The following is a 20,938-nucleotide window of genomic DNA, read 5'->3' on the forward strand; positions in this document are numbered from 1 at the left end:
ACCTAATCATTTTTTTTGCGGGCAACGATTCTGATCGGGGTACCAATAAAGCCAAACGTCTCCCTTACCTTGTTTTCAAGGAACCTGCGGTATGAAAAGTGAAGAAGTTCAGGATCATTGACAAAAAGAGCAATCGTAGGCGGCTTAATGGCTACCTGAGTGGCATAGTTGATTTTCAGGCGCTTGCCGTTGTCCGTAGGTGTAGGATTCATTGCCACAGCATCCATGATCACATCGTTCAGAACGTTCGTCTGAACACGAAGGGAATGGTTTTCGGCCACTTGATTGATCAAAGGATAAAGAGTATGAAGTCTCTGTTTTGTTTTTGCTGATACAAAAAGAATAGGAGCATAGCTTAGGTACAGGAAATGATCCCGGATCTTCTGTTCAAATTCACGAAGTGTTTTATCATCTTTTTCAACGGCATCCCATTTATTCACGATGATAATGACCGCTTTTCCTGCTTCATGGGCAAAGCCTGCCACTTTTTTATCCTGCTCGATGATTCCTTCTTCCGCATTCAGAACAACACAGACAACATCGGCTCTTTCAATGGCTTTTAAAGCACGAAGAACACTATACTTTTCGGTATGCTCATAGACTTTTCCTCTTTTTCGCATCCCTGCTGTATCAATAATCGTATATTTCTGTCCTTCACGGGTAAATTCTGAATCGATCGCGTCTCTTGTTGTGCCGGCAATATCGCTTACGATCACACGCTCCTTGCCTAAGATCGCATTAACGAGTGAAGATTTACCAACATTTGGGCGGCCGATCAGGCAAAAACGGATCGTTTCATCATCTTCCTCTTCCTCAGGCTGTTCCGGAAAATGGCTGAATACCGCATCGAGAAGGTCTCCGAGGCCAATACCGTGCGAACCCGATACTGGAAAAGGCTCTCCCATTCCAAGGGAATAAAAATCATAGATCAAATCCTTGCGTTCAGGATTATCTATTTTGTTGACTCCAAGAACAATGGGTTTCTTTGAGCGATGAAGAAGTTTTGCCACCTCTTCATCTGCGGCGGTTACCCCTTCTTTCCCATCGGCAAGAAAAACAATAACATCCGCTTCATCGATAGCGACCTCAGCTTGCTGTCTCATGAGATGCAATAACGGTTCATCTCCGATTTCAATTCCGCCCGTATCAATTATATTAAATTCACGGTTCAGCCATTCAGCTGAACTATAGATTCTGTCTCTTGTCACACCTGGCATATCTTCCACGATAGAAACCCGGTCTCCGACAATACGGTTAAATATTGTGGACTTCCCCACATTTGGTCTTCCGACGATGGCCAAAACTGGCTTTTGCATGTCGACACATCCTTTTTACTTAATAGTCCAAAAAAAGAAAACCCTTCCGCGATGAAGGGCCGCAATAATAGCTAATTTATTTTAGCAGATAAAAGTATAACCCACAACCGTCATTCAGCGCAGACTCACCTTGATACACGTTTTATCATTTTTCCTTTCCCTGCTTCTGCGGACAAAAAATGTCCGAATTGCTGTACGCCTTCAAAGACAAAGCACAGGGCAACCGACAAGGAAACAACATCAAGGAAATTAAGACTTCCCAGTTCAATGCTCCACGTTAGTTTTTTAATAATAACGTGATAGACAGCCTCCCCTTCGCAATATCCCGCTGCGAGCACGAAGGGACGAAAACGCGGATGTTTAATTAATAATAAAGAAAGAACAAAGAGAGCACACGCAAGCAGCCATTTTACTTGTACAACCATCCAAACTGGATCATACATCGAGAATAGAAGCATGGCATTATAGGAAAGAGCGATCAGAAAAGAACAAAATACGTAATATAGAACCATCTTAAACGGCAATCTAAAAATCCATAAATAACAGCTTAAAAACAGAAATAGAAATGTAAAATTAATGCTCACAAAACCCGTGTCCAATACGAAGCCATGCGCGATCAGCAGGATGAGAAGCGAGGCTGAATAGACCGTCCGCTGGGGCGATGCTTTCATTAAAAACGTGCTGTAGGCCCATCCAATCCATGCAAACCAATAAAAGAAAATTCCATCCATCATGCTCTCCTCCTCTACCCCCATTATGGCTCAATCGAATAAAACCTAATCATGCAGTCATAATAAAAGCAAACAGAAAGGAGGCAGCAGCATGGGAAAAGACCGCCAGGAAAAAAAACTCCGCGAATCACACAGAGTAGAATCGGACCGTGACCAGAGTCTGAAATATTCTGGAGCTACATCGCTGGAAGGCCCGGAAGAAGCCAAAAGAAGAAATAACCAAAAAAGCTGAAACAAAAGAAAAGAACTCCGCAGCGGGAGTTCTTTTTTTATCTTAATCTTTTTTTAATCCTTTAAGCTGGTCACCGATCATATCGGCGAGCGAGAAGCCTTTTTCTTCTTTCGGGAAGTTTTCACGGATGTTCTGCTGTTCTTTCGCTTCCTGTGCAGCACGGATACTGAGGGAAATTCTTTTTTCTTTCCGGTCAATATCCAACACTTTTACATTAACCTTCTCACCTTCAGAAAGCACTTCTCCAGGACTTCCAATGTGGCGGCTGCTGATCTCTGAGATGTGTACAAGCCCTTCAACACCTTGTGCGATTTCAACAAACGCACCGAAGGAAACAAGGCGTTTAACCGTACCCTGGATCACCTTGCCTGGTGCAAGACCAGATTCAAGGCTCTCCCAAGGTCCCGGCTGGGTCTCTTTAATGGAGAGGGAAACACGTTCATTATCCCTGTCAACGGAAAGGACCTTAACTTTGACAGCATCTCCTTCTGAGACGACTTCAGATGGATTATCCACCCGTTTATGGGAAAGCTGAGAAATGTGAACGAGGCCGTCAAGACCGCCGATGTCAACAAACGCACCGAAATCGGTTAAACGCTGTACAGTGCCATCAAGCACTTGGCCGGAATCCAAATTGTTCAGGAGCTCTTGTTTCCGCTGTGATTCCAGCTCTTCCTCGACGGCGCGATGGGAAAGAATGACGCGGTTTTTCTCTTCATCGAGCTCCATAATTTTAACCGTCAGAGCTCGGTTTTTGTAATCACTGAAGTCTTCAATGAACCTTTTTTCGACCATGGATGCGGGGATGAAACCGCGTACGCCAAGATCGACGACGAGTCCTCCTTTTACAACTTCATGAACCGTTACTTCAAATGTTTCATTCTGATCAAACTTTTGTTTCAGTTCTTCCCAGGACATGACAGTGTCGACCGCTTTTTTGGAAACGGTGAGCTGTTCTTCAGTAAGAGATGTGACTTTTACCGCCACTTTATCTCCTTCTTTTAGAAAATCTGATGCTTTTTCTACGAAAACATTGGAGATTTCATTCACAGGCAATACAGCATCCTGCTTGTAGCCCACATCTATAATGGCCAGCTTATCTTCAACCTTTAAGACAGTCCCTTCAACTACATCTCCAACTTCGAGCACTTTTGTCTCTTCTAAACTTGTGTTCAACTCATCAGCCATACAACAATGCCTCCTCAATTTCGTATAAGTATATATTTCAACCTTCAATATGAAGGAAGTATACAGTATTCCTTTTACGATACAGAATCCATAAGAAGCTTTTCTATATTTAACATTATAAGGTTTGTTGCATCTTTTGCGGAAGCTTTTTGCTCTCTCATTTCTGTAAAATCAATCGGCTTCCCGAAAATAATGGTGATTTTTTTGCCGCGTTTATACTCGCCTTTAATGGCACACGGCACGACAGCTGCTTCTGATTTGAGAGCGAAAAAACCCGCGCCTGCAAGCCCCTGGCCTAATTGGCCTGTTTTGCTCCTCGTGCCCTCAGGAAATAACCCGAGTACTTTTCCCTCTTTCAGTATGCTCAATCCATTCCTTAATGCCTGTTTGTCGCTCATTCCCCGCTTTACAGGAAACGCATTGATTTTTGGAAGGATTGTCTTTAAGACTGGCATACTGAACAGTTCAGCTTTGGCCATAAAATGAACATCTCGTGGTGCGGCCACTCCGACTAGCGGAGGATCAAAATTATTAATATGGTTGCTGCAAAGAAGAATTCCGCCATCGGCAGGTACATTTTCAAGCCCTTGAATATCAATTTTGTACATGCTTTTCAAAAAAGCACCGCACACCGCTTTACCGAATTTGTAAAGGTTCACTTTATCCAGCCCTTTCACTCACCAAATGAAGGATTTCATTAACAACATCTTGAATGGACATTGATGTGGTGTCAAGCTCAATCGCGTCATCCGCTTTTTTTAACGGAGCAAACTCGCGTTCTGAATCGCGTTTATCGCGGAGGCTGATCTCTTCTTTCAGTTTCTCAAGATCGGTTTCATGCCCTTTGCTTGTATTTTCATCATATCTTCGTTTCGCACGCTCTTCTACAGATGCGATCAAAAATACCTTCAATTCAGCATCAGGCATAACATGGGTGCCGATGTCACGGCCGTCCATTACTACTCCGCCTTCGCTTGCAAGTTCCTGCTGCCGCCTGACCATCTCTTCTCTGACCTCTTGCGGAGTAGCGACAAAGGAAACGTTGTTCGTCACTTCCGAGCTTCTAATTTCTTTGGAGACATCCCTTCCATCTAGGATGACAGCCTGGCCGTCTCCTGTAATCTCTAATTCTATGTTCGTTTCTTTTAGAAGAGATTGCAGCATGCTGCCGTTATGCAGATCAGAATTGGAAGACAGGGCTTTGTAGGTTAATGCCCGGTACATCGCACCCGTGTCTATGTATATATAGGAAAGCTTGTCCGCGACCAATTTTGCAACTGTACTTTTGCCCGCTCCTGCTGGGCCGTCAATAGCGATCTTTAATTTCTTGTTCATGTTTCCTCCTGCATACACAAAAATCTTTTTTTGAAACCATACGAATAAAAGCAGGTATACACCCTGCTTTTTATAGTTAAGAAATTATACTATTCTACTCCGCTTACAAGGGTATGGTCTAGCTCCAGCGCTTCTGCATTTCTTAACTATTCATAGGCAACTTTTCGCCATTAACTATACCATAAACGCAACTAGCGGTCTATGGTTTCCATAGTGCCTGGGTTCTTTCCTTTAATGACGCCTTCATAATAAATACTTTTGTTTACGTTCCGTTTCCAAGTGTCATGAGTCAGTATCCATTGTGAAAGGATCAGGAATGCAAAATGGATAATGGCCAGCTTTATGAGAAAACCTTCAATTTTTTTCAAGCCGATCAGCCTCCGATACATGAAAATAATATATCCAAGCCGGAAAGGTTCTATTCGTTTAAAAGCTTCTTTTTCTCAGCAAGCTGCTGTTCAAAACAATAGCGGACAAGGTTTTGCTGTGCGGCTTCCCCCAGATTTTCAAAATGGACAGATGCCTTTTCTCTCTCTCCGTCATGCAGGATCCGCAGCACTCTGCATTCTGCCTTCAGATAATGGATAGCGCCTGTCTGCATAGGAAGAACCACACCGCATAAAACCTGCATCCCTTCCTGTAAAGGATGCCCTTCCTGCAAAACAATTCTTAGCCCTCCCGCACTGATATCTGAAGTGACAGAAGTGAAGGGAGCAAAAGAAGAGGGTTCCTCTAATGGATGAACCGCAAGATCCAGCATGGTCTCGATTCTGATAAATTGCCTCCGCTGCAGCTTTACCAGCGAATTTTCAACCGGATAATGGATGGCCAAGAGCGGAATCCTGTCGATCTTGCGTCCGCATAGTTCAGTATGAAACATATATACATTTTGATCATCATGATAAATTGTTGCTTTGAATGCTGTTCCATTCATGAAAAATTCCATTTTCCCTGTTTTTTCATTGAACGGATAATCAATATAGATCTGTTCATCCGACAGTTCCATCACTTTACATTTGTAGCGCGTACCGTGATCCGATACTGCCGGCTCTAAAAATAGAGTGTCTCCTATAGCAAACAACCAAATCCCCCATTATAAGACTATTTTACCATTAATTATGCCATATTTCCCAGAAAGTACAAGACCATTAAAAAAAGGAAAGCGTTGGCGCTTTCCTTTTACTATCTTACATGGAGCTGTAATCCGGTTCTCCTTCTTTCAATTTCTTAACCTGTTCTTCGTCTCCGTTTAGTGCACTGATGTAGATTACATATGTTTCGTCACCGAGAAGACCTAAGAACTCATAACAGTAAACTTCCTGCTGCACATCATTCTTGATGATCGCCATGTGTTTTTCCATGACCTTGAATTTCGGGTTAAGCTTCGTTCTTGCCTGTTTTTCATTGATTTTTGCAGGAGGAATGGTCCGGTCGTGATGGGAAGTCAAGAAATCGGTTCCCTGGTACCCCATTATATCTCCATTGTCCAGAGCAACTTTAATGGAAATGCTGTCCGGATAAATCCTTACGCCATCCTGAACACTTACGAAAGTGAAGACAGCGATGTTATCATACTGGTTGGCTGATACGACCTCCATCTTACTTTTCATATGAAGAGTAAGGAACGAAATGGCTTCCTTCTGTGCATCGTTCAAGCTGATCTTCTGGGCCGCTACTTTCCTGTCTTGCAGCACCCATAAAGGATAACCGCCTTTTTTCGTCACATCCATGTAGGTTGTGGCTTTTGTGTCAGGATTGTACATCGTGATGGAATATGCTTTATATTGCGAGCCCTTTCCCGTTTCCTTTACGTTAATCCTTACATTTTTCTTGAGCTGGAAGAACTTGATCGCGAGCTTTTTCGCCTCCTGTTTCGTGATGTTCTTTCCTTCAAGCTTTGATACATTTCGCTTTTTCGCATTATGCATATTCGAAACTTCAGGACCAAAATCCGTCTGAGAATAACCTTCTGAAGATTTGTCTACGGTCTTAAAACCATCGATAATCGTATTGTCCTCCGGGTGTTTATTGTTAGCGAGCGCCATTTCAACATCCATCCAGCGAAGGTTGTTTTTTGAAGCCAGTGCTTCGGTCCTGCGAAGTTCATTCTGTATTTCTGAAGAGTTTGCATACAATTTTTTGAGTGTGGCATGTTCTTTATCCGAGAGCGGCTTCTTTTCAAGATCTCTCAGTGAGACACGATAACTGAAATCCCCCATCTTGGTTAAAAAACCTTCCGTCTTATTAAATGGAAGCAGCGACAGCGGCAGCTGGCCCACATTGTTATGGGCTTCTGACGTAAGCCTCCACACTTGTGCCAGTGTCGGTGAAAGCTGGCGCTTGGAGTTCATGGCCAATGTTTCCCCAATTTTGTCATGCAGAGCATCTACATTAAAGTTTAAGTCATGGAATGCACGCTGATAGTTATTTTCCGCCTGAATGAGGATAGCGTTCTTTTGCTGGTGTTCACTGTATCCCCAATACCCTGTACCCGCTATGGCTAATACTAAAAGAGCAATTAATACTGTTCGTATCAATGAAATCACCTCCGTTATTTGGTATAGATGTGCTTACCAATTTTTTTGATTTGAGGCCTTGTCCAGATCCATCCGGATGTCGCTGTATCAGGATTGAAATAATAAAGCGCTTCTCCTGTCGGATCCCATCCGTTCAGAGCATCCATCACAGCTTTTTTCGCTTTCTGATTCGGCGTCAGGTAAATCTGTCCGTCTGCAACGGCTGTGAACGCACCTGGTTCAAAAATGACGCCTGATACGGTATTAGGAAACTCCGGACTTTCCACCCGGTTGATAATGACAGCTGCTACAGCAACCTGGCCGATATAAGGTTCTCCTCGGGACTCACCGTAAACGGCGTTTGCTATCAAATTAATATCATTCTGAGAATAGCCATCGGGGATGTTTTTGCCTGGTCTCGGCTTGCTTACTTTAGCAGCCGGCTTGTTGCCTGGCTTTGCCGCTGCAGCTTTTTTCCCTGGTCTTGCAGGCTGGGCTGCCTTCTTCCCGCCTCCCTGTTTGACTTGCTTTTCTTTTGGAACGCCGCCATAAGTGGTAAACTTATTGCCTTTGCGGATCTGCTTATGAACCCATCCATAATTGAATTTTGTCTGGTCCGCCAGCTTCTTCTTTGTTGTAAACCCAGCGAGCCCATCAATCTTTAACCCGTTCTCATACTGGAAATTACGCAGAGCCCAATAGGTTCTCCAGCTGAAGACACCATCTATGGGGCCATTGTAATATCCGATATATTGCAGCCTTGACTGCAGCTCCACTACGTCTTCACCCGTGGCACCTTTTTGGATGACTTGGGGCGTAAAGGCATGAGTGGTCTCCGGAGTGTATCCGGCCATAATACATGACATAGCAACTAAAAAAAACAGCGTACGTTTTATGTAACGCATTGGTTTTTTCATGAGAAAGTGCCTCCTGTGAAATATTCTCAGCTTTGTATGATAAAAGTAGCTTTTGTAAATCTCAGCATTTTATGCAATGTATTGTACAAGAAAAGCGCAAGCGTCCTGCTTAGGTCCGACAAGCGCTGGAGGTCATACACCTTAACACGCTTTTTGTGTTGAGGTGTATGAGCGAAGTGACCAAAGACGAAAACAGTACTCTATTTTCGTTCTCCGAGGACCTATGACGACATCGCTATTTCGTCCTTCGGCACTGTAGCTAGACAAGAATGAGACATAGAAAAAACCCGGAGAATTTCATCTCCGGGTTAGGATCCTACATTTTTATGCCGTGTCAGCCAGGCTGTTTTATGGGCATTTGCGAGCTTCACTTTTTTTAGTCCCAGCCACCATAAGAACAGCATGAAAGGCAGCATGGCGATGAGAAAGTCTTTTTCAAAAACAAGCAGAATCCAGTTATAGATTCCATGCAGTCCGAACGGAATTATGATCGAAAGACTTAAAAACACCTTTTTCCGGGAACCGGATGAAAACTTGGCCTTTCCAAAGTAATAACCACTGATGACTCCGAAAAGCGCATGGCTGGAAACCGGCATTAAAGCTCTGCCCATCGCTTCGTTAACCCCATGCACGTACAGGTAAAAAATGTTCTCCATTGAAGCGAACCCAAGGGATAAGGCCACGGCATAAACGATACCGTCATAAGGCTCATTGAATTCGGCATGCTGATAAGCGCAATAGAAAACAAGAAACCACTTCAGAAACTCTTCGAGCAGAGCAGAAAGAAAAAAGCCTTCTGTAAAAGAAGAAACCATCATTTCCTCTTTAAATCCAAATTGGATGACCATGATCGGAAAAACAAGCAAAGCTCCAAAAATATATAATCGAATGACCATAGAAACAGGCTCGGTTTCATATTTATCTTTTAAATAAAAGAAAGCAAGCAGGGCGACAGCAGGAGCGACCCCTGCCGAAACAATTCCTAACATAGCAGCCCTCTTTTCAGCTGTTTTTTTACAATGGTATCATGGAACACCCAGAATGGAAACCGTTAGCTGATGTTTATGAAAAAATTGTAACATCTTCCTAGAAAATATTTTGGATGCGATCTCCCTCACCGGCAGCCAGGAGCACAGCCAGACGAATCCTTGCTTTCTTGCTGTCATAGTCTTTTCCAAGGATAACCCCGTGTTCAGCAAGATCATACGTACTTCCAAGATAATCATAAGTCGGATATACTTGGCCCTCCTCAGAACTGGTCGTAATGACGACCTTTATCCCAGCATCAACTGCTTCAATAATGGAATTCATCATCAGCGGAGCTACCTGCCCTCTGCCTGCTCCTTCTAGAACAATGCCCTGAACGCCGCTTTCGATGGCCGCTTTAATAAATTTGCCGTCTGCGCCAATATAACATTTGATGATATCAACGGGAGGCACTGCTTTTTCTACAGTATAATATTCCCTTCCGATCGGCTTTTGGTAGGCTACGACCTTATCGTTATCGATAATTCCTAAGTATCCAAAACCAAAAGAATTAAAGCCCTGCAGGTTGGAAGCATGAACTTTTTTTACATACCTGGCCGTAAAAATTCTCTCATTAAATACAACTACTGTTCCAGAACCTATTAAATCAGGGTCACATGCAGTATAGATGGCGTGCCTCATATTCGTATAAGAGTCACTGCCGATTTCTCCGGGTGAACGTTGTGAACCCGTAACGACTACTGTCCTCGGATCTGCGATGGTCAGATCAAGAAAATAAGCGGTTTCTTCAATACTGTCTGTTCCATGAGTAATGACTACACCATCATAACCTGAATCCCTAAAAAGGTTTTCAATGGCTTCCTTAAGCACGTTAAGATGTTCAAACGTCATGTGCATACTCGGGACCTGAAACAGTGAAAAAATACTAACTTCAATATCGTTTGGCAGCTCAATCATTGCCGCCAGCTCTTCCCCGTCAGAGCGCCTGAAGATAGAAGTCCTGACGTTTCATTCGGCTTGCTGGCAATGGTTCCGCCAGTAGTTATCAACGCTACTTTTTTCATATGTAAACACCTCTTAAGTATCATAACACAAGCTCTTCACCGCAAGAACCCACCAATTAAGCGGCTTACATTAATAAAAATGCAGCCCCTGTTTTATTGATGAGATGCCGATAACGTATCGGCGATCAGTCCGCCATGGAACCTTCCATTCTCAATAAAGATCTCATTAGCATTGTTGCCTGCAGCAATGACACCGCAGATGAACACATTTTCCACATTCGTTTCCATCGTCTCAGGATTGTGGGCGGGCCGGCCCGTTTCATGGTCAATATGGATACCGATTTTTTCAAGGAACCCGTGATCCGGATGATATCCTGTCATAGCAAACACAAAATCTGCCTTAACCGTTTCTTTTTTTCCGTTTTTATCAAAGGTTACTGTATTTTTGCCGATTTCAAGAACGTTCGACTGAAAGTGCATGGCGATCTTGCCACTGTTTACATGCGCTACAAACTCAGGCAATACCCATGGTTTTACACTCTTGGAATAATCTTCACCCCGGTAGAGAACTGTCACCCTCGCACCGGCTTTTTGAAGTTCAAGCGCTGTATCGACCGCAGAGTTTTTTCCGCCGATCACCGTCACATCTTTATCATAATAAGGATGACCTTCCTTAAAATAATGAAAAACATGCTGCTGCTGCTCACCTTGTATGTTCATATAGGTCGGATTATCATAGTATCCTGTCGCAATTATAACAGCTTTCGCCTCGTATTCATTGGAGTCACCTTTAGCCGTTTCTGTCTGGACATGATATGTTGTACTGTCCCCTTTTTGTACAGCAGTTACTTTCTCAAACGTGCGGATGTTCAGTTCTTTCCGTTTGGCCACCTCGCGATAGTAAGTCAGTGCGTGGATTCTTCTCGGTTTTCTTTCCTCATTGACAAAAGGTACACCACCAATTTCAAGCTTTTCACTAGTGCTGAAAAACGTTTGGTGAGTCGGGTAGTTATAGATTGACTCCACGATATTCCCCTTCTCGATCACCACATAGGAAAGCCCTTTTTCCTTCACAGCGATGGCTGCGGATAAGCCGCACGGCCCCCCGCCAATAATACAAACATCGTACTTCATTTCTCCACTCTCCTGGTTCACAAATCTATAGCTTGCTCTTTTTATATAGGCTCACACATAGCCTTTCATTAATAAAAATGATTTATCCCTTAAACCATAAAAATCCCCTATCAATTAATGATAGGGGATTCTTCTGGCATTTGCAAAAGATTAAATCCATCCTCTGAAACGGGAGGCTTCAGCCATCTTGCGCACGCCTACCATATAGGCTGCGAGGCGCATATTTACTTTACGATTCATGGCCGTTGTGTAAACGTTATTAAAAGATTTCACCATTACAGTTTCAAGCTTCTCTTCTACTTCTTCTTCTGTCCAATAATATCCCTGGTTGTTCTGTACCCATTCGAAATAGGAAACCGTTACACCGCCGGCACTTGCCAGCACGTCCGGTACAAGAAGGATGCCGCGCTCTGTCAAAATCTTTGTTCCTTCAAGTGTTGTAGGGCCATTGGCTGCTTCGACTACGATAGAAGCTTTAATATTATGGGCATTTTCTGCTGTAATCTGATTTTCAATCGCTGCAGGAACAAGAATATCGCAATCCAGTTCTAAAAGCTCTTTGTTGGAAATGGTATCTTTGAATAATTTAGTAACCGTACCAAAGCTGTCGCGCCTTTCCAAGAGATAGTCAATATCAAGGCCTTCTGGATCGTGGAGTGCACCATAAGCATCAGAGATCCCAATGACTTTTGCGCCTGAATCATGCATAAACTTCGCTAAGAAGCTGCCTGCGTTTCCGAATCCCTGGATAACGACTCTTGCACCCTCAATTTCAAACCCCCGTTTTGCAGCTGCTTCACGAATGCAGATTGTTACCCCTTTCGCTGTAGCTGTTTCACGGCCGTGTGAACCGCCTAGAACAAGCGGCTTGCCTGTGATGAAGCCAGGTGAGTCAAATTCTCTGATCCGGCTGTATTCATCCATCATCCAAGCCATGATTTGAGAGTTGGTAAACACGTCAGGTGCCGGAATGTCCTTTGTAGGACCAACGAGCTGGCTGATCGCACGGACATAACCGCGGCTTAGACGCTCCAGTTCACGGAACGACATGTTGCGGGGATCACAAATGATTCCCCTTTACCTCCGCCGTATGGAAGATCCACAATTCCTGCTTTTAAGCTCATCCAAATCGAAAGTGCTTTCACTTCTGTCTCTGTTACACTCGGGTGAAAGCGGACTCCCCCTTTAGTCGGGCCGACTGCGTCATTATGCTGGGAACGGTATCCCGTAAATATTTTAGTAGAGCCATCATCCATTTTTACCGGGATGCGGACAGTCAGCATCCGGATCGGTTCTTTGAGAAGTTCATATACTTCCTCAGGGTACCCTAATTTATCAAGTGCTTCCCCAATCACTGATTGTGTTGCGGTTAGCACGTTGTTATTTTCATGGTTATCAGATTTGTGATCTGCTGCGTTTTGGGCAGTCATTTGGTTACCTCCCATTATTGTCACCTCTAAAGTTTAGTCAATCTTCAGAGACAGTATACACCTTTGTTAGTCCTATGAGAAGGGAATTTTCAAGATATTCGCGAAAAAGGTAAGCGCTTTCGGTACTTTTTTACTATCAAACGGCCGGCATAATGAAGCCCCCCCTAGACTTGAAGGGAGGGCGGCCGTTTATTTTTGAAGCGAAAGCTGAATGAGCTTCTCGATCATATCAGGGTAAGAAAGACCTACTTCTTTCGCCGCGTCCGGGAATAAGCTGGTTGGTGTCATTCCCGGCAGCGTATTGACTTCAAGAATGACAGGTTCACTTCCGTCGCTCGGAATAATGAAATCAACCCTGGAATAAACTTCGCACCCCAATACCTCATGAGCCAAAACGGCTTGTTTCTGAAGCAATGATGTGGTTTTTTCATCAAGGCGTGCCGGTACATAATGTACACTTCCGCCTTCCGCATACTTGGATTCATAATCGTAATACTCATTTTTCGGGACAATCTCAACGACAGGGAGAGCATTGACACTTCCTTTTTCCCCCATAACCGCCACTGTCACTTCTTTGCCGGATACAAATTCTTCAACCATAACTGTATGATCATGCAAAAGGGCTGAAGCGATGCCTTTCAGCATTTCATCTTTGTTTTTTGCGATGGTCAATCCAATCGTAGATCCCTCATGATTCGGTTTGACAACAAGAGGAAATCCGAAAGGAACATCGAGTTTATCCTCGCGGTATAGCTTTTTCTCCAAAACAACCTCTTTAGCCGTTCGGATTCCAGCATTTTTAAAAAACTGTTTGGAACGGGCTTTATCCATTGCCAGCGCCGATGCAAGAACACCAGAACCAACATAAGGAATCTTCAGCATATCAAGCAAGCTTTGCAGCTTGCCGTCCTCACCGTATTTTCCATGCAATCCGATGAATACGATATCTGCATTCAGCTGAATGATTTCTTCCAGTCGATCAGGATGAAAGTCCACTCCGATTACTTCATGCCCTTTCGCTTCCAAAGCGTTCATAATCTGTTTTCCACTAGATAAGGATACCTCGCGCTCAGCGGATACTCCTCCGTATAAAACTGCAATTTTCATGTGTGTAATCACTCCCACCCCAAAAATATATGTAGTTCATTATATTCCCTGCCCCGTTTTGTGAGCTTTTCTATAAGGAAATCCCATATATCATACCATGTTTGCAGGTTGATGTAATGGCTAATGTGTTTTTTCAAATAAAAAACTCCCGGATTTTCGGGAGTTTAATTAAAATAAGAATTGATTTGGGAAATTGCATTGCTTTCCATCAAGGCTTTGCCATATTCGATCACTCTGTAGCTCGTAATGGTAGAAGAACTGCCAAATTCAGCTAACAATGCAATGAGTGTATCCAGTTCAATATCGGGAAGATCCTGTTCTTCAAACTTCAGATAGAAACAGTTTTCAAATGAATAGAGTGTCCCACCGTCAATGCTGAGCTGACCAAGGCGTTTTGCCAATGAGATGACATCTTCAAAGGAAGAAAATTCATAGAAGATTTCGTCACTTTCATCCAAGGTTACTTGCATTTCAATATAGTCTTCATCATATTCATCTTCGAGTTCATACTCGTTATGACCTTTTGTCACAATGACCACCATTCCTTGCGCCGGTAAAGCAAAAACTTCAACAGCAATCGGTCCGTCTGCTTTGAATCCCACTTCGTCGTCTGCTTCGGTCATCATATCTCTGAATAGTTGGTGAACTTTAGGAATATCCTGCCATATTTCATCTTTGGAGATTCCGCGTTCTTTTAAATCATCAAACGTTAGGAAGATCTTGATCTTGTTATAAGTTAATCGCTCTACCCGCATTTCTGGTCCCCCTTACGATCGATTCCGCAACTCTTTAATACACTATATGAGTAAGAAGGAAGTTGGTGCTAAACTTCTCTTACCGCACTTTAATGATCAAGAGCCGGTCGCTTTTCTTGTTTTAATTTTTTATGAATCCATTGTTCCCAATCTGATTTGGTGTTCCCTATTATGATGTCTTTAAATTTGGTTTTTATATCATTGGATAAATATTCAATTCCCAGTCCTCCTAAGCCGATCTGAAGGTTTGGATACTCTTTATCCACCTTTTCAAGCCAATTCAGGGTCTGAGAAAGATGTTGTTCCATCGTACAGGAAACAACTAACAATTTAGGGTCGATTTCATTAATGACAACATTAAGATCCTCGGGAGGGATTCCTTTACCAAGATAGATGACTTCAAACCCTTTTTGCCTCAAGTACAGTGTGAAAATCAGTAAACCTAATTCATGGGTCTCTTTTAATCCGCAAACCGCCATTACTTTTGGCAAGTAACCGTCGACAGGAAGATGATAGAGTATGTTCCCGATCTTCGTCTTCAAAAAAGAGGTCGCATAATGCTCATGGGCAACCGTAATTTTATGGTTCTCCCACATATGGCCGATTTTTACGAGTAAAGAGCCTAGTATATCAATCGTTACTTTTTCTATGGTAAAAAGGCTGAATGCACGGTCCAAAACTTCCTTGGCTTTGTTTTCATTGAAAGAAAGGAGTGCGGACAGCAGCTCGTCCGCCAGTTGAACAGCCATATCCTTCTGGCTGCTGCTCTCGACGACGAACTGATCGATGTTATTTTCATGATGTTCAAGCAGATCTACAGCCTGGCTAATCGTGAAACCGTGATTAATTTTATTCATGAGCCATTTAATGATATAGATGTGTTCATCTGTATATAGCCTGTGGCCAGCTTCATTGCGCTTGGGCTGGATGATGGAATATCTCCGCTCCCAGGCTCTTAATGTTCCCGCCTGGATTCCAAGCATTTTTGAAACGGCTTTAATATTGTATTTCCCTTCCTGTGAAGCCATTTCTAAATCCTCCAATAGCTGATTATACCCATAAGTATAGCGGACTGCTTACCTTGTGTAAAATTTGTACAACGCCTCACAAATATACTCGTACATGCATAGAACTAAAAAGATTGGGAGTACAGTGTTAATCCCCGTTAATAACTTTTTGTAAAACACATTTTAACTGAAAATTGATAAAAAGGACAGCCCCGGTATGCAGGGCTGGCCAGATCAATCCTCATGTATGCTTAAAATTCTGAATCCAGACTGGCTGAGCTTTTCCACAAACTTTTCAAGATTTGGTGTTTTTTCCACTTTCATTACCATTCGTCTTACGAGCTGATCCGTTTCATCAAATGTAGTCAGTGAGATAATATTCTCGTGAAATTGCTTTGTAATCTCAGACAATCGGGCAATCCTTCCTTCCGTTTCAAGGGATGCGAAGGATATTCTAATCCCGGGCTTTTTCATGCCGAACGCGCTTTGAAACTGCTCCAGCACATCATACCGGGTAACGACGCCAAGCAATTGATTATGTTTGTCAGTTACGGCAACGATCGGCATATCCTTTACCATCAGCAGAGTCCTTTCAAACATTTCATCTTCACTGATGGTCAGTTTTCTGCAGCTGGCAATATCGCCGGCTTTTGTTTTTGCTAAAAATTGCTCCTTTGTCTGGTTGTTCGCGAAAAAAGCTTCGTAGATGGAATGACGTGTAAGAATCCCTTTAAACCTGTTATCAGAGACGACCGGAACTCCGTCAATATCATACTTTTGCAGAAGATCAAGCACTTGTTTTACAGAATCTTTTTCCTTCACAAAATGTGTCTTACGCAATGGGATCATATTGCTTTTTACAAACATACTCTTTCACTTCCTCCCCGCAGCCACTTGATTTAAATTTTAAGAATATTTAAAATCTTTTATTGAAAATACTGTAAAATTGACTTATCATTGAATTAACAAGTGAAAACTTAAAAAAGAATGGAGAGGAACATCATGACTTTATTAAAAATCAAGACAAAATCTCTCGTGTTAAATAAAGATCTAAGATATAACGAAAAACTTGGACTCCCTGTTGAAGTCTATTGTCCGAATTCCCATAGAACTATTGCTTTCGGGCGCATCGAGACGATGGATGACCATTTTGTAGTCATCAATTCAGAGAAACATTCCATCGCTGAACACTTCTTTTTCGGATGCCCCAGCGCGATCTAGCTCTTCATTTATGATACAGATTTATGTTGTACTCAGATTTAACATACTCCAATACATGATGCCTGTTCTTCCACATTTCCGGCCTTGGCCATAAATCGTCTCCGCGTTCAATGATCTCTTTCCTGATGCTTTCATATTCATCATCCGCTTTTGCACATTTCTTTTTGAGCCGTTTCCACTGAACCCCTGCCACTATAAAATAAATCCCGATAAACCAGATCATCCTGTCTCCTGCGAGGGAAAACAATGCCGCCCGTACACTTTCAGCATGGGTTAACTTAAAACCATACAAGTAGATCAACCCCAGGCAGCCCATGAGCGAACTATAAAACGCCCACCATTTCATCTGCCTGTCAAACTGGTCTTTCTGTTCTTTCTTTTCAATCAGCGTCTGAAGCACCACTTTGCAGATTTCTGAGATAAAAGGCTCGATCTTCCAGTAGTTGATTGCGTTCATATAAGCCCCCTCCTGCTTCAACGTATGCAAAATTAGATTAAATCATTCCCAATGGCTTCCTGTTTTTGATCTCGTTCTCCAGAGGCCTTTTTTAAATAAAAAAAGGATGCTGACGAATTTTGCATCAGCATCCTTTTACTACTTCATGATTCTATTTTCACCTTCTGTACATCGTCATTTCCTTTTAGCGGATCCGTTACTCTCGGAAACCAATAGTTATATGTAAGGATAAAAACAACGAGGAGCAAGAAAATAACAAGCAGAGATTGGGCCAGCGGCAGCCGGTTCTTTTTTTTCTCTTCTGAAGAACTCTCGGGTTCCACTGCATTTTCTTTTCTTATCTGTTCCGTTTTTCTTTTATGAAATTCCTTCCTCGAAGGCAGCGGACGATCGTTTATTAGTTCAGATTGTTCACTCATGTTCTTCATGAGTACCACCTCCGTTGTCCTCTATGGGATAAGATTTAGAATGGGTCGTAAGCCATCCTTTGGAAATCAGCAGCCCCAGAAAAAAATCGATAAAAAAATGAGCGGTCATCGGAACAAGCAGATTCTCGGTGTATTGGTATAAATATCCGAGAAGAAAGCTAAGTAGAACCGCTGCACTGAAAAGTACAGGCTTTTTTATATATCGTACATGGAGGACTGCAAAAAGTATACTTGTTAAGCTTAAGCCGAGCAAGGGCTGTACAGCTCCCCGAAAGAGCCACTCTTCTGAAAACGAAATGACAGCTGTTAGTACAGCAATATGCCAGACCGGAACCGAGCGGAAGATGCGCTCATTGATCCCTCCGTCATCCAAGGAACGTTTCGGCATCCATTTATGCAGAAGGAGGTTAATAATGACTACCGCTAATGCGGTTCCTGCTCCCAAAATTATGATATTAAAGCTTTCCCATCGGAACCGGTGCAGATCAAAGCCCGCAAACCACATGATGGCTGTTCCGGCAGCAAAGAATAGAAATTGGGAAAAATATATATTAGTGCGTAATTCTCGGTCGCTCATTTGCCGGATAAGCTGTGCTTGATCCCAATTCTTCATGATGATCATCACTTTCCTGATTAAAAATTAGTTGCAGCTCATTTTGCCAATTCACAGCTGCTGCAGGCTGAGGATTTGTACGAGTTTCCTTTTGGATGAAATGTCCGATATCTGCCTTGCAGTGGCTGCAGCAATTACTTGGGCGTTCCCCCATCTCATCATGAAAGATGTGTGCAATCTTTTCTCGTTTGCAGAAATCTCCTCTTGTCCATTCTACCATTTCATCTATTTTTTTGCGTTTCAGAGCTTTTCTGTTTTTCATTTTTTGAAGAATACGTTCCTTGGCTTCATCCGGCAGCACATTTCCTTCGTTTAAAAAGTAACCCTCTTTTTCTAACTGATAAAGCAAAAATCTTCTTGCGCTGTCACTCATTTCAAACCTTTCCAGCATACCCGAAAATGAAACGCGGTCAGCCGCAGGCAGTGAAGCACAATGGAGTATTTGTCCCTCATCTGGAAACTCATGGTCAATAAACATCCCCGGAATTTCTTCATCCCCTCTGCAATATAACAAAACAGCGAGACTCTCTTTGCCGTCTCTTCCCGCCCGGCCGATTTCCTGGACGTAAGACTCCATGGCAGAAGGCATATGAAAATGGACAACAAACCGGATGTTCGGTTTGTTGATGCCCATGCCGAAAGCATTGGTACAGCAAATGATATCAAGTTCATCATTTAGAAACTGTTTTTGGATCAGCAGCCGATCCTCATTTTCAAGTCCCCCATGGTAGGCAGCTACGCGAGTCATCCCTTTTTCTCTCAGATTTTCTGCAAGGTTTTCAGCCCATGATCTTGTCGAGGCATAAAGAATTCCAGGTCCATTTAATGAGGAAGCGAGTTCAATGGCACGATTCAGTTTATCCAGATGTTCCGTGCAGTGCTCTACTGTTAACGTGATGTTCGGCCGATCCACACGATAAACATGCATCGCACAGCTTTTCATTTTAAGCTTTGCTGTGATATCATCTCTGACTTCCGGTGTAGCGGTCGCTGTCAGAGCAAGACAAGGGGGATTCCCAATATTGCTTCGAAACGACGCCAGTTTTAGATAACTGGTCCGAAATTCATGGCCCCATTGCGATATACAATGCGCCTCATCAACAACGAACAGAGAGACGGAGATTTTTTTCAGTTCGTTGAGTACAAATTCATTTTCAAGTATTTCAGGAGAAACATATATAAATTTATAAGAAGAGAGCCTGTGAAGCACTCTTCTTTTTTCTTCAAAATCCATAAAACTGTTTAAAGCGACCGCTCTTTTTTCCCCAGAACGCTTAAGCTGTTCCACCTGGTCTTCCATCAGTGAAAGAAGAGGTGAGACAATGATGATTGAGCCGGAAAGAATGTAGCCTGGAAGCTGATAGCATAATGATTTTCCTGTACCAGTAGGCATCATGGCCAGTACGTCATTTCCCATCAGAATGTCTTCGATCACTTCCTTCTGTCCAGTGCGGAATTCATCATATCCGAAATTTTTACTTAACAGGGCTTCCAGCTCCAATTCGATCACCTGCCCTTCCTAGTACGAGACGTATTTTAAAGTAAGAGATGTCATCTCCGAGGCTTTCTTTTATGCGTTTTAGTTTTTTAGTCTTCAGCTTTTCAAAAGCAGCTGCTATCTTTTCTTGTTCCTGCTCGGTTACGTAAGGTTCGATCGAAAAGTTGGGATAGTGGATCGCAATCTCTACTAAGTGGTCTTCAATTGTGCTTTTTTTCATCTTTCTGATCAGGATGATCTGTTCCATGCTATTTCCAGATCTCAGCAATCTCCACGTCTTTTGAGCGGATACTGTGAGAGGATCGTTTATTTCCAAACAGTTTACGAGTTTGTTCAATACGGGGTAAAATTTTTGCCCTTCTTCTGCATGCATGAGAAGATAGTGGAGCACAGAACGGAAAATAAGTTCAGAATCCTCTACAGGCAGCCCTAATACATTAGCCGCTTGGTTATTCGTGAGACCTGTTCTTCCGTACCTGCTTAATTTTAATACAAATATCTCTGCATGGCGGCCGGGCAGTTCACCGAGGAGTGAAAGAAATTCTCTGTATAACTGATCCGCCTCCGCCTGCCTCTCGTTCTGCTTCGGAAATATTCTTTTCACCTGATAAAGTGTCACCGGGTCTCTTGAAACCGGCAGAAAATCATATTTGTTTCGGGTACAGTGAGATAATGCTTGTATGTATAAAGCAAGAAGCCTGTAAAATGGAAGTTCTGCGTTTCTGTAGCGAAGACCGTTAAAGGCGAATAGATACGGACGATCCTTCAGAAGCTTGGCTAATTGTTCATCCCCTTCTTCTGTAATGATATACCGGTCTTCCAGCCTTTTGGCCAAACTGCGCTCAATGAGGTGGCTGATCGTTCTTTCAAACTCTTCACGTTCGAGGCTCGGCAAGACCCCAAATAAAAAAGAGAGATTAAAAAGGTGTCCGTCAGAAAGTGTCTGCGAAGTTTTCTTCCCTTTTACCAAATGCAAGATTCCTGACAGACTTCGTTCACCATTAAATTGTTTCAAACAATAGAGGAGTATGCCATCTCGCGTATTCATCATCAATCACCACA

23 protein-coding genes and 2 pseudogenes are annotated in these 20,938 nt (G+C 42.9%); 2 read left to right on the forward strand and 23 right to left on the reverse strand.

Annotation, left to right across the window (positions count from 1 at the left end; genetic code table 11):
- Positions 1–2: 2 nt before the first annotated feature.
- Positions 3–1,316 (reverse strand): ribosome biogenesis GTPase Der, encoded by a 1,314-nt coding sequence (gene der, locus LCY76_RS13060; protein ID WP_053358041.1) that lies wholly within the window; start codon positions 1,314–1,316, stop codon positions 3–5.
- Positions 1,317–1,441: 125 nt separating this feature from the next.
- Positions 1,442–2,050, reverse strand: a complete 609-nt coding sequence (locus LCY76_RS13065; RefSeq protein ID WP_248253007.1) for a YphA family membrane protein — start codon at positions 2,048–2,050, stop codon at positions 1,442–1,444.
- 88 nt (positions 2,051–2,138) lie between these two features.
- Between LCY76_RS13065 and LCY76_RS13070 the strand changes: the two genes are divergently transcribed.
- Positions 2,139–2,279: a YpzI family protein gene (locus LCY76_RS13070; RefSeq protein WP_082316214.1), complete on the forward strand. Its 141-nt coding sequence runs from the start codon at positions 2,139–2,141 to the stop codon at positions 2,277–2,279.
- Positions 2,280–2,321: 42 nt separating this feature from the next.
- Here LCY76_RS13070 and rpsA read toward each other — a convergent pair whose 3' ends face one another.
- From rpsA to LCY76_RS13145, 16 genes and pseudogenes are all read right to left on the reverse strand, one after another.
- Complete coding sequence (gene rpsA, locus LCY76_RS13075) at positions 2,322–3,467, reverse strand: 30S ribosomal protein S1 (RefSeq protein WP_248253008.1); 1,146 nt, start codon at positions 3,465–3,467, stop codon at positions 2,322–2,324.
- 74 nt (positions 3,468–3,541) lie between these two features.
- Positions 3,542–4,126 (reverse strand): lysophospholipid acyltransferase family protein, encoded by a 585-nt coding sequence (locus LCY76_RS13080; RefSeq protein ID WP_062235338.1) that lies wholly within the window; start codon positions 4,124–4,126, stop codon positions 3,542–3,544.
- 1 nt (position 4,127) lies between these two features.
- Positions 4,128–4,802, reverse strand: coding sequence for a (d)CMP kinase (cmk, locus tag LCY76_RS13085; protein ID WP_248253009.1), 675 nt, complete (start codon positions 4,800–4,802; stop codon positions 4,128–4,130).
- 191 nt (positions 4,803–4,993) lie between these two features.
- Complete coding sequence (locus LCY76_RS13090) at positions 4,994–5,170, reverse strand: DUF5359 family protein (RefSeq protein ID WP_248253010.1); 177 nt, start codon at positions 5,168–5,170, stop codon at positions 4,994–4,996.
- Between the two features lie 50 nt (positions 5,171–5,220).
- A complete protein-coding gene (locus tag LCY76_RS13095) occupies positions 5,221–5,883 on the reverse strand; it encodes a flagellar brake protein (RefSeq protein ID WP_248253011.1) in 663 nt (220 codons plus the stop codon).
- A 106-nt stretch (positions 5,884–5,989) separates the two neighbouring features.
- Complete coding sequence (gene ypeB / locus LCY76_RS13100) at positions 5,990–7,339, reverse strand: germination protein YpeB (RefSeq protein ID WP_248253012.1); 1,350 nt, start codon at positions 7,337–7,339, stop codon at positions 5,990–5,992.
- Between the two features lie 14 nt (positions 7,340–7,353).
- On the reverse strand, positions 7,354–8,235 hold the full coding sequence (gene sleB, locus LCY76_RS13105; RefSeq protein WP_419714946.1) for a spore cortex-lytic enzyme: 882 nt from the start codon (positions 8,233–8,235) through the stop codon (positions 7,354–7,356).
- Positions 8,236–8,543: 308 nt separating this feature from the next.
- Complete coding sequence (gene prsW / locus LCY76_RS13110) at positions 8,544–9,224, reverse strand: glutamic-type intramembrane protease PrsW (protein ID WP_248253013.1); 681 nt, start codon at positions 9,222–9,224, stop codon at positions 8,544–8,546.
- Positions 9,225–9,321: 97 nt separating this feature from the next.
- Positions 9,322–10,286: pseudogene (locus tag LCY76_RS13115) on the reverse strand (asparaginase).
- 93 nt (positions 10,287–10,379) lie between these two features.
- On the reverse strand, positions 10,380–11,360 hold the full coding sequence (locus LCY76_RS13120; protein ID WP_248253014.1) for a YpdA family putative bacillithiol disulfide reductase: 981 nt from the start codon (positions 11,358–11,360) through the stop codon (positions 10,380–10,382).
- A gap of 150 nt (positions 11,361–11,510) precedes the next feature.
- Entirely contained in the window at positions 11,511–12,296 is a 786-nt protein-coding gene (locus LCY76_RS24160; protein ID WP_419714995.1) for a Glu/Leu/Phe/Val family dehydrogenase, read from the reverse strand.
- Positions 12,297–12,329: 33 nt separating this feature from the next.
- A pseudogene (locus LCY76_RS24165) lies at positions 12,330–12,805 on the reverse strand (Glu/Leu/Phe/Val family dehydrogenase); the annotation flags it as partial.
- A gap of 174 nt (positions 12,806–12,979) precedes the next feature.
- Complete coding sequence (locus LCY76_RS13130) at positions 12,980–13,897, reverse strand: D-alanine--D-alanine ligase family protein (RefSeq protein ID WP_062235317.1); 918 nt, start codon at positions 13,895–13,897, stop codon at positions 12,980–12,982.
- 164 nt (positions 13,898–14,061) lie between these two features.
- Positions 14,062–14,652 (reverse strand): genetic competence negative regulator, encoded by a 591-nt coding sequence (locus LCY76_RS13135; protein ID WP_053358028.1) that lies wholly within the window; start codon positions 14,650–14,652, stop codon positions 14,062–14,064.
- 89 nt (positions 14,653–14,741) lie between these two features.
- Entirely contained in the window at positions 14,742–15,680 is a 939-nt protein-coding gene (locus LCY76_RS13140; RefSeq protein WP_248253015.1) for a MerR family transcriptional regulator, read from the reverse strand.
- A 213-nt stretch (positions 15,681–15,893) separates the two neighbouring features.
- Positions 15,894–16,526 (reverse strand): CBS domain-containing protein, encoded by a 633-nt coding sequence (locus LCY76_RS13145; RefSeq protein ID WP_248253016.1) that lies wholly within the window; start codon positions 16,524–16,526, stop codon positions 15,894–15,896.
- Between the two features lie 135 nt (positions 16,527–16,661).
- Between LCY76_RS13145 and LCY76_RS13150 the strand changes: the two genes are divergently transcribed.
- Positions 16,662–16,880, forward strand: coding sequence for a hypothetical protein (locus tag LCY76_RS13150; RefSeq protein WP_248253017.1), 219 nt, complete (start codon positions 16,662–16,664; stop codon positions 16,878–16,880).
- Positions 16,881–16,884: 4 nt separating this feature from the next.
- Here the strand turns inward: LCY76_RS13150 and LCY76_RS13155 are convergent, their stop codons facing one another.
- The 5 genes from LCY76_RS13155 to LCY76_RS13175 form a co-directional block, all read right to left on the reverse strand.
- On the reverse strand, positions 16,885–17,337 hold the full coding sequence (locus LCY76_RS13155) for a DUF2663 family protein (protein ID WP_248253018.1): 453 nt from the start codon (positions 17,335–17,337) through the stop codon (positions 16,885–16,887).
- Positions 17,338–17,480: 143 nt separating this feature from the next.
- Positions 17,481–17,765, reverse strand: a complete 285-nt coding sequence (locus LCY76_RS13160) for a hypothetical protein (RefSeq protein ID WP_053358023.1) — start codon at positions 17,763–17,765, stop codon at positions 17,481–17,483.
- Positions 17,749–18,378, reverse strand: coding sequence for a CPBP family intramembrane glutamic endopeptidase (locus LCY76_RS13165; RefSeq protein ID WP_248253019.1), 630 nt, complete (start codon positions 18,376–18,378; stop codon positions 17,749–17,751). The genes LCY76_RS13160 and LCY76_RS13165 overlap by 17 nt, the downstream gene beginning before the upstream one ends.
- Positions 18,317–19,888 (reverse strand): RecQ family ATP-dependent DNA helicase, encoded by a 1,572-nt coding sequence (locus LCY76_RS13170; protein WP_248253020.1) that lies wholly within the window; start codon positions 19,886–19,888, stop codon positions 18,317–18,319. The genes LCY76_RS13165 and LCY76_RS13170 overlap by 62 nt, the downstream gene beginning before the upstream one ends.
- Positions 19,854–20,924: a YpbB family protein gene (locus LCY76_RS13175; protein ID WP_248253021.1), complete on the reverse strand. Its 1,071-nt coding sequence runs from the start codon at positions 20,922–20,924 to the stop codon at positions 19,854–19,856. The genes LCY76_RS13170 and LCY76_RS13175 overlap by 35 nt, the downstream gene beginning before the upstream one ends.
- Between the last annotated feature and the right edge of the window lie 14 nt (positions 20,925–20,938).

The sequence above is a fragment of the Fictibacillus marinisediminis genome, assembly GCF_023149135.1.
Classification (GTDB): Bacteria; Bacillota; Bacilli; order Bacillales; family Fictibacillaceae; genus Fictibacillus_C; species Fictibacillus_C marinisediminis.